The sequence below is a fragment of the Streptomyces sp. NPDC090077 genome, assembly GCF_044747545.1.
Classification (GTDB): domain Bacteria; phylum Actinomycetota; class Actinomycetes; order Streptomycetales; family Streptomycetaceae; genus Streptomyces.
Genome location: NZ_JBIVEG010000010.1, coordinates 80,759 through 94,253, shown reverse-complemented (window position 1 = coordinate 94,253; position 13,495 = coordinate 80,759). Strand labels below are relative to the sequence as shown.

The 13,495-nt window shown below is 74.4% G+C and carries 14 protein-coding genes; 2 read left to right on the top strand and 12 right to left on the bottom strand.

The window, feature by feature from the left end:
- Positions 1-36: 36 nt before the first annotated feature.
- The 8 genes from ACIPW5_RS18840 to ACIPW5_RS18805 form a co-directional block, all read right to left on the bottom strand.
- Positions 37-834: an ABC transporter permease gene (locus ACIPW5_RS18840; protein ID WP_401245957.1), complete on the bottom strand. Its 798-nt coding sequence runs from the start codon at positions 832-834 to the stop codon at positions 37-39.
- A complete protein-coding gene (locus ACIPW5_RS18835; RefSeq protein ID WP_401245956.1) occupies positions 821-1,675 on the bottom strand; it encodes a 2-aminoethylphosphonate ABC transporter permease subunit in 855 nt (284 codons plus the stop codon). Before ACIPW5_RS18835 ends, ACIPW5_RS18840 begins: the two co-directional genes overlap by 14 nt.
- Entirely contained in the window at positions 1,668-2,717 is a 1,050-nt protein-coding gene (locus ACIPW5_RS18830; protein WP_401245954.1) for an ABC transporter ATP-binding protein, read from the bottom strand. The genes ACIPW5_RS18835 and ACIPW5_RS18830 overlap by 8 nt, the downstream gene beginning before the upstream one ends.
- Positions 2,714-3,442, bottom strand: coding sequence for a phosphonatase-like hydrolase (locus ACIPW5_RS18825; RefSeq protein ID WP_401245952.1), 729 nt, complete (start codon positions 3,440-3,442; stop codon positions 2,714-2,716). Before ACIPW5_RS18825 ends, ACIPW5_RS18830 begins: the two co-directional genes overlap by 4 nt.
- Positions 3,443-3,447: 5 nt before the next feature.
- Positions 3,448-4,569: a TIGR03364 family FAD-dependent oxidoreductase gene (locus tag ACIPW5_RS18820; protein ID WP_401245950.1), complete on the bottom strand. Its 1,122-nt coding sequence runs from the start codon at positions 4,567-4,569 to the stop codon at positions 3,448-3,450.
- Positions 4,570-4,728: 159 nt separating this feature from the next.
- A complete protein-coding gene (locus ACIPW5_RS18815) occupies positions 4,729-5,499 on the bottom strand; it encodes a GntR family transcriptional regulator (protein ID WP_401245948.1) in 771 nt (256 codons plus the stop codon).
- Positions 5,500-5,530: 31 nt separating this feature from the next.
- Positions 5,531-6,268, bottom strand: coding sequence for a hypothetical protein (locus tag ACIPW5_RS18810; protein ID WP_401245946.1), 738 nt, complete (start codon positions 6,266-6,268; stop codon positions 5,531-5,533).
- Between the two features lie 574 nt (positions 6,269-6,842).
- Positions 6,843-7,895, bottom strand: a complete 1,053-nt coding sequence (locus tag ACIPW5_RS18805; protein WP_401246193.1) for an ROK family protein — start codon at positions 7,893-7,895, stop codon at positions 6,843-6,845.
- Positions 7,896-7,998: 103 nt separating this feature from the next.
- Here ACIPW5_RS18805 and ACIPW5_RS18800 point away from each other — a divergent pair, with 103 nt between their 5' ends.
- On the top strand, positions 7,999-9,087 hold the full coding sequence (locus ACIPW5_RS18800; RefSeq protein ID WP_401245944.1) for a Gfo/Idh/MocA family oxidoreductase: 1,089 nt from the start codon (positions 7,999-8,001) through the stop codon (positions 9,085-9,087).
- Positions 9,088-9,185: 98 nt separating this feature from the next.
- Positions 9,186-10,376 (top strand): ALF repeat-containing protein, encoded by a 1,191-nt coding sequence (locus ACIPW5_RS18795; protein ID WP_401245942.1) that lies wholly within the window; start codon positions 9,186-9,188, stop codon positions 10,374-10,376.
- 78 nt (positions 10,377-10,454) lie between these two features.
- Here the strand turns inward: ACIPW5_RS18795 and ACIPW5_RS18790 are convergent, their stop codons facing one another.
- From ACIPW5_RS18790 to ACIPW5_RS18775, 4 genes are all read right to left on the bottom strand, one after another.
- Complete coding sequence (locus ACIPW5_RS18790) at positions 10,455-11,312, bottom strand: fumarylacetoacetate hydrolase family protein (RefSeq protein WP_401245941.1); 858 nt, start codon at positions 11,310-11,312, stop codon at positions 10,455-10,457.
- Positions 11,313-11,451: 139 nt separating this feature from the next.
- Positions 11,452-12,099 carry a YidC/Oxa1 family membrane protein insertase gene (locus ACIPW5_RS18785; RefSeq protein WP_401245939.1) on the bottom strand — a complete coding sequence of 216 codons (648 nt, stop codon included), beginning with the start codon at positions 12,097-12,099 and terminating at the stop codon, positions 11,452-11,454.
- Between the two features lie 113 nt (positions 12,100-12,212).
- Positions 12,213-12,494, bottom strand: a complete 282-nt coding sequence (locus ACIPW5_RS18780) for a DUF6412 domain-containing protein (protein ID WP_401245938.1) — start codon at positions 12,492-12,494, stop codon at positions 12,213-12,215.
- A 97-nt stretch (positions 12,495-12,591) separates the two neighbouring features.
- The gene (locus tag ACIPW5_RS18775) at positions 12,592-13,449 is read right to left on the bottom strand and encodes a class E sortase (protein WP_401245937.1); all 858 of its coding nucleotides are present in this window, start codon (positions 13,447-13,449) and stop codon (positions 12,592-12,594) included.
- Between the last annotated feature and the right edge of the window lie 46 nt (positions 13,450-13,495).

The following is a 13,495-nucleotide window of genomic DNA, read 5'->3' as shown; positions in this document are numbered from 1 at the left end:
AGGGAGTCTGCGGGGACGGGGAGAACGCGTGGGGGGTCAGCGGTAGGACGCGCGGGTGCGGACGCGGGAGACGGCCAGCAGCACCAGCAGGGTGGTGGCCATCAGGACCACGGCCACGGCGGATCCGCCGAAGAGCGAACCGCGGTCGGTGGCGGTGAAGATCCGGACCGGGAGGGGCATCCAGTCCGGCGGGTAGAGCATCATCGTGGCGCTCAGCTCGCCCATGGACAGGGCGAAGCAGAGTCCGGCGGCCGCGGTGAGGGACGGCAGCAGGAGCGGGAGGCGGACCCGCCACAGCACGTAGCCGGGACGGGCGCCGAGGGAGGCCGCGGCCTGCTCGTACGCGGGGTCGAGACGGACGAGGGCGGCGGAGACCGACTGGTAGGCGAACGCGGTGACGAGGACCGTGTGCGCCAGGACGACGATCGGGGCGGTGCCGTTGAGGAGGACCGGCGGCCGGCTGAAGGCGACGAGCACGGCGAGGCCGACGACCACGGACGGCACGGCGACCGGCAGCACGAACAGGGCGTCCAGGGACCGCTTCCCGCGTCGGCCGAGGGAGGCGGCGGCCAGCGCGGCCCAGGTGCCGACGGTGAGTGCGAGCAGGCTCGCGGCCAGGGCGGTGACCAGGGAGGTGGTCAGGGCCTGGAGGGACTCCCCGCGGACGGCCGCGGCGTAGTTCTCGGTGGTCGGGCCGGAGGGGAAGGCGCCGGACCAGTGGGTGGCGAAGGAGGCGGCCACCACCACGAGGAGGGGGAGGGCGAAGAGGGGCAGGAAGAGGACGCCGAAGAGGGCCCAGGCGGCCCAGCGGCCGCCCTTGCTATGCACCAGCACGCTTGCTCACCACCCGGTAGAGGCCGAACAGGCCGACGGACACGGCGATGTTGACGACGGCGACCACGCAGGCAGCCGGGTAGTCGGATTCGAGGATCGCCTTGCCGTAGACGAGCATCGGGAGGGTCGTGACGCCCTTGGCCCCGGTGAACAGGACGATCCCGAACTCGTTGAGGCACATGACCAGGACGAGGCTGCCGCCGGCGGCCAGGGCGGGCAGGGCCTCGGGGAGGATCACCTGGCGGACGATCCGGGCGGGGCGGGCCCCGAGTCCCGCGGCGACCTCCAGCTGGGCGGTGTCCAGCTGGGAGAAGGCGGCGAGCAGCGGGCGCATCACGAAGGGGGTGAAGTACGTGATCTCCGCGAGGAGGACGCCCCAGGGGGTGGTGAGGAACCGGAAGGGGCCGTCGGCGACGCCGAAGACGTCGGTCCAAACGCCGTTGGCCATGCCCACCGTGCCGTAGACGAAGAGCAGGGCGAGGGTGATGAGGAAGGAGGGGAAGGAGAGGAAGACGTCGATGAACTTGGCGACGGCCCTGGCCCCGGGGAACGGGACGAACGCGATGACCAGGGCGAGGGTGAAGCCGAGGAGCAGGCATCCGGCGGTGGCGCCGACGGCCAGCCAGACGGTGGTGCCGAGGGCCTCGCGGAAGGCGTGCGAGGCGAACACGGCGGAGTAGGCGTCGAGGGGACCGCCGCCGTCGTCGGGCGCGAAGGACTGCCGGACGACCAGGGCGAGCGGGTAGAGGAACACCAGCGCGAGCACCACCACCGGGGGCAGCGCCCAGACCGCCGGTGGCAGCCGGAACCCGGTCCGGGCGGGCCGCAGGGCCTCAGCCATCGCCGACCCCCGCCGCCAGCAGCACCGCGTCGCGGGGCTCGAAGTGCAGGGTCACCTCGTCGCCCAGCGCGGGCGTCTCCCTCAGCTCGGGCAGGTCCGCCTTCACCCGGTGCCCGCCCACGTCCACGTACAGCCGGTGCGTCGAGCCGCGCCACTGCACCTCGCTGATCGTGCCGCGCAGGGCGTTCGGCCCCTCGCCGAGCCCGAGCAGGTGCGGGCGTACGCACAGGGTGGCGGTGGCGCCCGGAACCGCGGGCACGGCATCCAGGTCGAGCCGGCGGCCCGCGAAGACGGCGCCGCCGTCGGCCACCGTCACCGGCAGCAGGTTGGCGTTGCCGACGAAGGAGGCCGTGAACTCGGTGCTCGGTGCCCGGTACAGCTGCTGCGGGGTGCCGCAGTCCTGGAGCCGGGCCCGGTCCATCACGGCGATCCGGTCGGCCAGGGTCAGCGCCTCGACCTGGTCGTGGGTGACGTACAGGATGGACACCTCGGGCAGTTCGCGGTGCAGCCGGGCCAGTTCGGCCAGCATTCCGGAGCGCAGCTGGGCGTCGAGGGCGGAGAGGGGCTCGTCCAGGAGGAGGACGCCGGGGCGGATGGCGAGCGCCCGGGCGATGGCCACGCGCTGCTGCTGGCCGCCGGACAGTTCTCGGGGGTAGCGGCGGGCGTAGGCGGCCATCCCCGTCATCTCCAGGGCCTCGGTGACGCGGGCGGGGATCCCGGCCTTGGGGGCCTTCTGCGCCCTGAGCCCGAAGGCGACGTTGTCTTCGACGCGCAGGTGCGGGAAGAGGGCGTACTGCTGGACGACCATCCCGATGCCGCGTTTGTGCGGCGGGAGGGCGGTGACGTCCCGGTCGCCGATGAGCACCCGTCCGGAGGCGGGGCGGACGAAGCCGGCGACCGCGCGCAGGGCCGTGGTCTTGCCGGAACCGGAGGGGCCCAGCAGGGCCATGACCTCGCCGGGCTCGACGGTCAGGTCGAGGGAGTCCAGGACGGTGGTGCCGTGGTAGGCGACCGAGACGGAGTCGAAGCGGATGCCGCTCACGACGGCTCCGTTCCGGCGGGGAGGGCGGGGAGGGCGAGCAGGGCGGGGAGGGCGGCGACGGAGTCCAGGACGTGGGTCGCGCCGTGCCCGGTCAGCGTGGCGCGGTCGTGGGCACCGGTGAGGACCCCGGCGACGATGCCGGCGCCGGCGCGGCGGCCGCTGAGCATGTCGTACGCCGTGTCCCCGGCGACGACGGTCTCGCGTACGTCGGCCACGGCGCCGGTGCGCAGGAACGCGGCCAGCACCATGTCCGGGTAGGGGCGGCCGCGGCCGCCCGCGTCGGCGGGGCACAGGGTGAGGTCGGCGAGGTCCTGCCAGCCGAGGGCGGCGAGGATGGCGTCCTGGGTGACGCGGGCGAAGCCGGTGGTCAGGGCGACGGTGTGGCCGGCGGCGCGGAGTTCCTCGACGGCGGCGCGGGCTCCGGGGAGCGGGGCGACGAGGCCGCCGTCGACGAGTTCCGCGTACGCCTCCTCGAAGGCGGAGTTGGCGAGCCGGGCGCGGTCCTCCGTGCCGAAGAGGTGGCGGAAGACGGAGATCTTCGACTCGCCCATGGTGTCGCGGACGTACTGGAGCTTCTCGGCGTGGGCGGGGGTGCCCGGTTCGACGCCGAGGCGACCGGCGGCGTGCTCGAAGGCGCGCTCGACGAGGCCGCCGTCGGCGACGGTGGTGCCTGCCATGTCGAGGACGACCAGCCTGCGGTTCGTGTCGGTGGGGGTCTCGGTCATGCGGCTCACCAGCCCAGTTCGTTCGCGGTGGTCTCGGCTATGGCGGGCGAGCAGGTCATGCCGCGGCCGCCGGGTCCGGTCACCAGCCAGACGCCGTCGGCCACCTGCTGGCGGTGGACGACGCGGGTGGTGTCGGTGCACTGCGCGTACACGCCCGCCCAGCGGTGCCTGATCTTCGGCAGGGGGCGGCCCAGGAAGGACTCGACGACCTGGGCGAGGTGGTCGTACGGGTCTTCGAGGGTGTCGAACGCGAAGGGGTGCTCGTACTCGTGGGTGTCGCCGATGGTCAGTCCGCCGTCCTGGCGCTGGACCATCAGCAGCTGCATCTTGTGCGCGGCGGCGACGGGGGTCTGTGCCTGGGCGGCGTTGAGCTCGTCCAGGGCGGGGCTCCGGTAGGCGGGGTAGTAGCGGAAGCTGTCGGCGTCGGCGACGGAGGTGGTGAGCGGCTCGCCGAGCGGGGCGGTCTGCATCATCTGGAGCCGGACGCGGCGGACGGGGAGTTCGGGGGCGAGTTCGCGGACCAGGCCGGACAGCCAGGCGCCGGTGGCGAGGACGACGGCGTCGCCGCGGTGGACGTCGCCGTGGTCGTCGCGGACGGCGCCGGGGCCGGCCAGGTCGCGGACCTCGCGGCCGGGGAGGAAGGTGTAGCGGCCGGAGGCGCGCAGGGCCTCGCGGAGGTGGAGCTGGGCGGTGCGCGGTTCGACGGCGGCGTCGCGCTCGCACCACAGGGCGGCCTCGAAGGCGCCGCGCAGGGCCGGGTTGACCGCCCTCGCCTCGGCGGCGGTGACCAGCTCGTAGCCGCGGGCGGCGGCGTCGGGGCGGGCGGCGGCCGCCTCGGCGACCGCGTACTCGCGGGCGTTGCGTACGGGGGTGAGGGAGCCGATGGCGCGGAAGCCCAGTCCGGGCACCTCCGCGCCGATCCGCTCCCAGAGCTCGCGGGCGCGCAGGGCGGTTTCGAGCTCCTCGCCCCCGGCCCGGCCGCTGACCCAGATCTGGCCGAAATTGCGCAATGAGGCGCCGCGCGCCTCGGCCTCGCGCTCGATCTGGACGACCTCGTGGCCGCGTTGGACTGCTTGCCAGGCGTGCATGGTGCCGACCACGCCGCCTCCGACGACTATGACTCTCACGGCGACAACGGTGGGCGCGGTCCGTGACCCGGGGGGATCGCGGGGGCGACGGGTCGGTGAACAGCCCTCGACGCTTGGACTAGACCCGTTACCGTTCCGTGATGCGACTGGTGGCCGTTTTGGTTGACTTGGCGGTTGTTTGGGCGGGTGCTCCTGCCGCTATTCGGGCCGCAGGTGGGTCGTGAAGCTGAACCGGTCGCCACGGTAGAGCGAACGCACCCGTTCGAGCGGCCGGCCGTCCCGGTCCCGCGAGAAGCGGTGGATGAGCAGCATCGGGAGGGCGGGCGGGGTGCCGATCAGCAGGGCCTCGCGGGGGGTGGCGAGGACGGTCTCCAGCTTCTCGTCCGCGTCCCCGAAGGAGATGCCGAGGCTGTCGTGGAGGTAGCCGTAGAAGGAGGAGTCCGGCTTGAAATCGACGTCGAGGTGGGGGACCCGGGCCACCCGGATGTACGTGCTCTCCAGCCCGACGCGCTCGTCGTCGGCGAGCAGGACCCGCTCCAGGTGCCAGACCGGCTCGCCCGCCTCGGCCCCGATGCCGGGCGCGAGGTCGGCCGGGCAGGGAAAGCGCTCCAGGCCGATGAGGTTGCGGCCCGGACGGCGGCCCTGGCGGCGCACCCCCTCGGTGTAGCTGGCGAGGGACAGGGGCTGCTCCAGCTTGGGGCCGGCGACCACGGTGCCGCGCCCGGAACGGCGCAGCCGGCCTTCGAGCAGCAGCTCGCGCAGCGCCTGCCGCACGGTCTCGCGGGCCACCTCGTACCGCTCGGCGAGGTCGCGCTCGGTGGGCAGCGGGCCGCCCTCGCCGAGTTCGTCGAGGAGCTCGGCGATACGGGCCTTCACGGCGTAGTACTTGGGGATGCGGCCGTGCTCGGGGATGCCGGAGCGGACGGGCGAGCCGGGGCGGTGGGGCGGCGGCTGGTTCAGGTCTTCCACGCTCGGACTGTACGCGGGGCAGGTGTACGGGCTACGCGGACGTCCTGATCCTCCGGGCCCCGAGCAGCAGCCCGCCCCCGGCGGCGAGGGCGGCGGCGGCCGCGGCACCGTAGGCCCACTCGCGGGGGCCGGTGTGCGCGAGCGATCCCGCCTCGGCCGGGTCTTGCGGCCCCCGCACCGAGAAGCGGTACCCGCCGGCCTCGCCGACCCACTCGCCGTCGTCGGCCTTGCGCTGGACCAGCGCGGCATCGGCGACGACCTCGCCGAGGGGGGCGTCGGGGGCGAAGGCCAGCCGAACCTTGACGGTGACCGAGCCCCCGGCGGGGACGGAGAAGCCGGAGAACCGGCTCCCGCCGTCGAACACGGCGATGATCTCGTCGCGGTCGGAGCGCTCCAGGGTCACGGGGTAGGGGCCGCCGGGCGCCTCGAACTCCATCCGGAGGTGGGCGGGGCGCAGGGCCCGGGCGGCATCGGTGAAGACGACCACGGGGTGGATGGCCGTGCACGTGCCGCTGGTGGTGTTGGTCAGGTCCAGCAGCCAGCCCTGCGGCCCGGCCCCGGCCCGGTAGACCGCCGGACCACCCCGGATCCGCGCCCCGATGGGGAACGCCCCGGCCTTGCCGTCGCCGCAGGTGGCGTGCGCCCGGGAGGGCAGCGCGGGGGCGGGGCGGGCCCCGCCGCCGTTGCCGATGTCGGCGACGGCGGGGGTGCCGAGGGCGAGCAGGAGTGCGGTGAGGGCGAGGGCGTTGCGGGCGTTGCGCAGTCGCATGGGAGACCCTTTGCTGCTCGCCGGACGGTATGACGCACGGTACGGAACGGAACGCCCCCGGTGGGCACCGACCGAACCGCGGCCGACCGGAACGCTACGGGACGATGTTCGGACGAGGCGACAATCACCCCGCCCCGTGCCCGCACCCTGCCACGACCCCCCACCCCCCTCCCCGCACCCCACGCCCGAGCCCATCCGCTTTACGCCCGAACGGCGGCCGCCCCCGCCACGGAACGCCGCGGGCGCAGGAGGGGCGGGGGGGGCGGCCCCTGTCAACGCCACAGGCGCGGGGGTCCGGGGTGACGGCGCCGCAGGCGCGGGGGCGCAGCCCGCCGGCGCCGCAGGGGGTTCGGGGCGCAGCCCGCCGGCGCCGCAGGCGCGGGGGCGCAGCGCCGAGCTGCACCTCAGGGGGTTCGGGGCGGAGCCCCGAGGAACGGTGGAAGGGCGGGTAGGGGAACACGCCCCGCGCAGCGGCCCACCCCCGGCCCGCCGGACACCCCGCCCGGCCGGAGCGGCCCGCACCCGGCCGGAGCCGGCCGAGCCGGCCCCCCACCCCGCCCGGCCAGGGCAGCGGTCAGGTCCAGCCGAACACCCGCCCCCGCACCAGCGCCGCCGCCCCCTCCGCGACGCCGGCCGGGGAGCGCGCCACCGACGGGGGGTGCTCCAGCAGGACGCGGGAGGCCAGCGCCGCGCGGACCCCGGCCACGAAGGGCTCCGGGTCGGCGTCCACCACCCGGCCGCCGAGCAGGATCCGGTCCACGTCCAGCAGCGCGGCCAGGTTCGCCGCCCCCTCCCCCAGGATCCGCGCCGCCTCGGCCGGCTCGCCCCGGGCCACCGCCTCCAGGCAGAGCACCTCCAGGCAGCCGCGCCCCCCGCACCGGCACGGCGGGCCGTCCAGCCGGAGCACCTGGTGGCCGAACTCCCCCGCCGCCGAGCGCGCCCCCCGGTGCACCGCCCCGTCGAGCCGCAGCCCGGCCCCGAGTCCGGTGCCGACGTGGAGGTACACCGTCGTGCCCGAGCCGGGCCCGCCCGGAGCCGCCGCCGCGACCCCGGCGTTGGTGTCCTTGTCCAGCACCACCGGCAGCCCCAGTCGCCCCGCCAGCACCTCCCGCAACGGGTACCCCGCCCAGTCCGGGAACCCCGTCACCCTTCCGAGCACCCCGCCGCGCCAGTCCAGCGGGCCCGGCGCGGCGGCGCCCACCCCGAGCAGCGGCGGCCCCGCCCCCGCACCGCCGGAAACCCGCGCGACCGCGCGTACGACCGAATCCACCACCGGTTCGGGCCCGGCCCCGAAGTCCAGCGGCCCGCTCCACCGCGCGAGCACGCCGCCCGCCAGGTCGACGCGGACCGCGCTCAGCTCGTCGCGGTCCAGGTGCACCCCGACCGCGTGCCGGGCCCCGGGCACCAGCCGCAGCAGCGTGCGCGGCTTGCCGCCGGTCGAGGCACCGCGGCCGGCCTCGGCCACCAGGCCCTCCGCCGCGAGCCTGGCGGTGATCTTGCTGACGGCCTGCGGGGTGAGCCCCGTACGCGCGGCGAGCTCCGCCCGGCCCAGCCCCGGCGCACCGGCGGCGCGCAGCAGGTCCAGCAGCAGCGCCTCGTTGTGCCCGCGCAGCGCCGGCAGGTTCACCCCGCCCCGCCCGCCGCCGCCGTCTCCGTCCCGGTTACCCCTGTCCACCAGCCCATTGTCCACCCTCCTTGCACTTACGCAACACTGTTGCCAAAGTGGCCCCATGAACCTCTCCCCCACCTCCCCCCTGCGCGTCGCGCTCATCGGCTACGGACTCGCCGGCTCCGTCTTCCACGCCCCGCTGGTGTCCGCGACCGAGGGCCTCCTCCTCGACACCGTCGTCACCTCCGACCCCACCCGGCAGGCACAGGCGCGCGAGGCCCACCCCGGCGTGCGCATCGCCGCCTCCGCGGACGAGCTGTGGCAGCGGCCGGACGCCCCCGACCTGGTCGTCGTCGCCTCCCCCAACAAGACCCACGTCCCCTTCGCCACCGCCGCCCTCACCGCCGGCATCCCCGTGGTCGTGGACAAGCCGCTGGCCGCCACCGCCGCCGAGGCGTACGCGCTGGCCGCGCTCGCGGAGCGCACCGGGACCTTCCTCTCCGTCTTCCAGAACCGCCGCTGGGACAACGACTTCCTCACCCTGCGCCGCCTCCTCGCCGACGGCGAGCTCGGCGAGGTCCAGCGCTTCGAGTCCCGCTACGAGCGCTGGCGTCCGCAGCTCAAGGGCGGCTGGCGGGAGTCCGGAGCCCCGGAGGAGATCGGCGGCCTGCTGTACGACCTCGGCAGCCACGTCGTGGACCAGGCGCTGGTGCTCTTCGGCCCGGCGGTCCGGGTCTACGCGGAGACCGACGTGCGCCGTCCGGCCGCCGAGGCCGACGACGACACCTTCATCGCCATCACGCATGCGAACGGCGTCCGCTCCCACCTCTACGTCAGCGCGACCGCGGCCCAGCTCGGCCCGCGCTTCCGCGTACTCGGCTCGCGCGCCGGCTACGTCAAGTACGGCCTGGACCCGCAGGAGGCCGCCCTGCGCGAGGGCCTGCGGCCGGGCGGCGCCGACGGTCAGCCGTGGGGCGAGGAGCCCGAGCACCTGTGGGGCCGGCTCGGCTCGGGCGAATCCCCCTTGACCGGCGGCGGAGTCCCGGTGCCCACGGCCCCGGGCGACTACCCCGCGTACTACGCGGCGGTCGCGTCGGCCCTGCGCACGGGCGGCCCCGCACCGGTCACCGCCGAGGAGGCGGCCCGCTGCCTGGCGGTACTGGAGGCGGCCCGGAGGTCCTCCCGCGAGGGCGTGGCCGTGGAGATGTGATCCTTCTGACTTGATCCATCTTTGTCGCAAAATCGACGTTGGCCGTCCCCGGTCTACACCTATCCTTCACAGGCTGCCGATCATCACACTTGTGAAGAATGGAATCCCCACCTGTGAAGCTGCCCCGGATCGCATCCGTCGTGGCCACCGCCGCGATCGCCCCGGCCGTCCTGCTCTCCTCGCCCGCCTTCGCCGCTGACGCCTCGTCGGCGGCACCGGCCGCCCCGTCGGCGCCGACCGCGCCCGACCAGGACCCGCAGGGCGCGAAGCCCGCGGAGCCGTCGGCGAAGACCCCGGCCGCGGACCCGGCCGCCGACTACCGGGCCGAGATCCAGAAGATCCTGGACGACCCGTCGCGCGGCCCCGGCGTCCGCGAGGCCGCGATGGCGGCGCTCAAGGGAACGGTCGCCGACATGCAGACCTTCCTCACGACCGGCTTGCCGCAGCAGCAGCTGGAGGACGACCGCGTGCGGGTCGCCCGGATCGGCGAAGCGGGCGGCAAGGGCGTGCGCAGGGCGGCGGACGAGGCCATGCGCGTGAACACCCAGAAGGCGCTCACCGACTTCCTGAAGGAGGGCCAGCACGTGGCCCGCCTCGACGACGACCGCGTCGAGATGATGCGCATGCTCAACGGCGCCGGCCGGGGCATCACCCAGGCCGTCAACGACCTGATGAGCAACGGCACCCGCGAGCAGATCCGCGAGTTCGTCGCCACCGGCCAGCACAAGATCCGCGCCGTGGACGACCGCGTCGCGCTCTTCTCGATGCTGAACGGCGCGGGACCGGGCCTCAAGGAGGGGATCATCAAGCTCCTGGAGGGCAACGCGACCCCGGAGCAGCTGCGCGAGTTCATGACCAAGGGCCAGCACGCGCTGCGCGACGACGACAACAAGGTCGACATCTCGCGGATGGTGAACGGCGCCGGCCCGGAGCTGAAGAAGGCCGCCCTCGCCGCCCTCAAGGGCACCCCCGAGGACCGCGCCGCCTTCCTGAAGACCGGCCAGCACGTGGCCCGCGCCAAGGACAAGGCCGCAGGCCACACCGGCGGCACCGAAACCGGCACGGGCACCGGTACCGGTACCGGCACCACCGGCGTCCAGCCGGCCGGCGCCAAGGGCACGACCGGCAACACCAACGTCACCCCGGCGGGCGGCTCCTCCTCCACCCCGCTCGCCAGCACGGGCGCCGGCTCGGAGACGTGGATCGCCGGCACCGGCGCCGCCGCGCTCGCCGCGGGCGCCGGCCTGGTGATCGCCAACCGTCGCCGCCGCGCCTCGGCCGAAGGCTGACCGGCACCACGACCCGCACGCGGAGGGGCGGACTGCCACCGGCAGCCCGCCCCTCCGCGCACTCTTGCCCTACGCGCCCTACGCGCTCTTGAACTCCTGCCGCTGCCGGCCGAGCTTCTCGATCTCCAGCTCCACCACGTCGCCGGCCCGCAGGTACGGCTTCGGCTCCGGCTGGCCCATGGCCACGCCGGCCGGGGTGCCGGTGACGATGACGTCGCCCGGGTACAGGGTCATGAACTGGCTCAGGTACCGCACGACCTCGCCGACCGGGAAGATCTGGTCGGCGGTGTTGCCGTCCTGCTTGAGCTCGCCGTTGACCCACAGCCTGACGTCCAGGACCTGCGGGTCCGGGATCTCGTCGGCCGTGACCAGCCACGGGCCCAGCGGGGTGAACGTCTCGCAGTTCTTGCCCTTGTCCCAGGTGCCGCCGCGCTCGATCTGGAACTCGCGCTCCGAGACGTCGTTGACCAGCGTGTAGCCGCCGACGTGCGCGAGGCCCTCCTCGGCGGAGCCCAGGTAGCGGGCGGTGCTGCCGATGACGACGCCGAGCTCGGCCTCCCAGTCGGTCTTCACGCTGCCGCGCGGGATGAGCACGGTGTCGTCGGGGCCGACCACCGTGTCCGCGGCCTTCAGGAACAGGATCGGCTCGGCCGGCGGCTCGGCACCGACCTCGGCCGCGTGCCCGAAGTAGTTCAGCCCGATGCCCACGACCTTGCCGATCCGGCCGACCGCGGAGCCGATCCGCAGCCCTTCGGCGTCCAGGACCGGCAGCTCGCCGCCCTCCGCGGCCTCCCGTACCCGGGACAGCACGGACTCGTCGGACAACAGGGCGCCGTCCACGTCCGCGATCAGGCCGGACAGGTCCCGCAGGGTCCCGTCCTGGTCGAGCAGCGCGGGGCGCTCCGACCCGACGGGTCCGACACGCAGCAGCTTCATGGGCATTCTCCCGTGGTCGTGGGTGGTCGGCCCGCGGGCATGCCGGTGGAACGGGCACGTCACGGGCCGGCCGATGGGTTGCGGCCATCGGAGGATTGGTTGATCCTCCAAGATGTCCGACCAATCCGCAAGACCCTGTTCACAGACTGGAACGCGCTGCTCCGTCCTTGCGGTACTGGAGCCAGGCCCGCTCCCCGACCGACCAGGCGGTGGTGGTCAGCAGGTAGAGCCCGGCGGCCAGCGGGACCACGGCAGCCGTGACCAGCGTCCCGAACGACAGCAGCGGCAGCACGCCGCCCAGCTTCCGCATCACCGCCACCTGCTCGGCACTCAGCTCGGGCCGGCCCCCCTCACCCTTCCCGGGCACGGGCGCTGACGCCGACGCGGCCGCAGCGGCCCGCCGCCCCCGTACCGCACTCCAGGCGGCCACCCCCGCGATCGCCGCGAACAGCCCGAGGAACACCAGCCCCTGCGCCCCGAACAGACCGCCCTCCGCCAGCGCCTCCGTCCACCGGGCGCCCAGCGGCGCGGCGAACAGCCGGTGCCCGAGCAGCTCACCGCCCGAGGAGAAGGACTGGTACATCAGGAAGAACACCGGAAGCTGCAACAGCACGGGCAGGCAGCCGGCCGCCGGAGTTGCCGCACGGAACGCCGCACGCCCCAGCGGGAACAGGGCCAACCTCACGAGCACGGTGAACAGCACGATCGCGGCAGCGGTCGCAGACTCGGCCAGCACCGGCTCCAGAAGCCGGCCCAGCTCGACAACAAGATCAGTGAAAACGGACACGCGGGCCCTCCAGGGGTCTCGTCGAACGTCGAAGGAAATGCGCTTCGGCGTGACGACCCGCGAGGGGCGACAACAGCGATGGATCAGAAGAAGGCAGGAGGCACTGCGCGCCCCTACGCGGCCGTCAGGACCGGACGGCCGGGCGCCCTGGGCCGCGACCGGCCCGAGGCGTCGGGATCGCGCTGCGGCAGGAACGCCGTGCGCTGCTCGCGATCACGGATCGCGGTACGTATTCGATGGGGCGGCACGGGCCGGACGAGGCACGCGGCCAGCACGGCGGCCCCGAAGGCGACGGCAGCGGCCAGCACGACCACACCCGCAGCCAGCCCGGCATCCCCGGAGAACAGCCCGAGGACCCCTCCGAGCAGGAGCAGGGCGACCAACAGTCGCACCACCCGCGAGGACGAGAGCACACACGACCGCGCCCGAACGATCCGCTCGAACACCACTCCCACCCCCTCCGGCACCCGACAGACGAACTCACGACCGATCCTAACGGCCCGCACCGACAACGGTCTTGAGAGCCCCCCACACCACCAGCCGGTACTTGGAGGTGTATTCGGGCGTGCACGTGGTCAACGTGATGTAGGAACCGGCCGCCTCGTAGCCGTAACCGGGCTTCACCCCGCTCCGCGGCACCGGCGCGATGACCCCCACGTCCCCCGGGGTCGTCTCCGCCAGCACCTTCCCCACCGCGTACACGTACCTGCGCCCCCGCACGTCGACGTACACCTCGTCCCCCTCCCTGAGGCGGTTCAGGTACCGGAACGGCTCCCCGTGGGTGTTCCGGTGCCCGGCGAGCGCGAAGTTGCCCTCCGCACCGGGCTGAGCCGTCCCCGGGTAGTGGCCGGCGTACCCCTTGTCCAGCACGGCCCGCTTGTCGACCCCCTCCGCGACGGGCACCGCGAGCCCGAGCCGCGGAATCCGCAGCACCGCGTACGCCTCGTCCCGCACCGGAGCCGGAGCCGGCACCCTCACCGGAGCGGACCGCCCAGGAGCAGGGGACGCCGAACCCGACGCACGCGGCACCGGAGCCCCACTGGGCCCCTCCTCGACAACCACCGGATCCCCACCACCACCCCCACCCCCACTCACCGGGGCCGAAGACTCACCCGGCGCCCCACCCACCCGCTCCCACCCCTCCTCCAGCGCCTGGACCTGCTCCTGCGCGGCCGCCGCCGCCTGCCGGTTCGTCCACCACACCTGGTGCACGACCAGCAGCGCCACCACCACACCCACCGTGGTGAGCACCTCGCCGCCCACCCACAACAGCCGCACCAGACCCGCCCGCCCCACCGGCCGGCCGCCCCTCTGCACCACCACCCGCACGTGATCCCGCACGGCGGGCACCTTAAGACCTCCCCCCTCAACTGACCAGCAGCAGTACGGTGTGAAC

Bases quoted from the DNA above. Each gene is read 5' to 3' on its own strand.
- ACIPW5_RS18835 (WP_401245956.1), bottom strand. From the start codon at position 1,675: ATGGCTGAGGCCCTGCGGCCCGCCCGGACCGGGTTCCGGCTGCCACCG.
- ACIPW5_RS18825 (WP_401245952.1), bottom strand. From the start codon at position 3,442: ATGACCGAGACCCCCACCGACACGAACCGCAGGCTGGTCGTCCTCGAC.
- ACIPW5_RS18810 (WP_401245946.1), bottom strand. From the start codon at position 6,268: ATGCGACTGCGCAACGCCCGCAACGCCCTCGCCCTCACCGCACTCCTG.
- ACIPW5_RS18800 (WP_401245944.1), top strand. From the start codon at position 7,999: ATGAACCTCTCCCCCACCTCCCCCCTGCGCGTCGCGCTCATCGGCTAC.
- ACIPW5_RS18795 (WP_401245942.1), top strand. From the start codon at position 9,186: ATGGAATCCCCACCTGTGAAGCTGCCCCGGATCGCATCCGTCGTGGCC.
- ACIPW5_RS18790 (WP_401245941.1), bottom strand. From the start codon at position 11,312: ATGAAGCTGCTGCGTGTCGGACCCGTCGGGTCGGAGCGCCCCGCGCTG.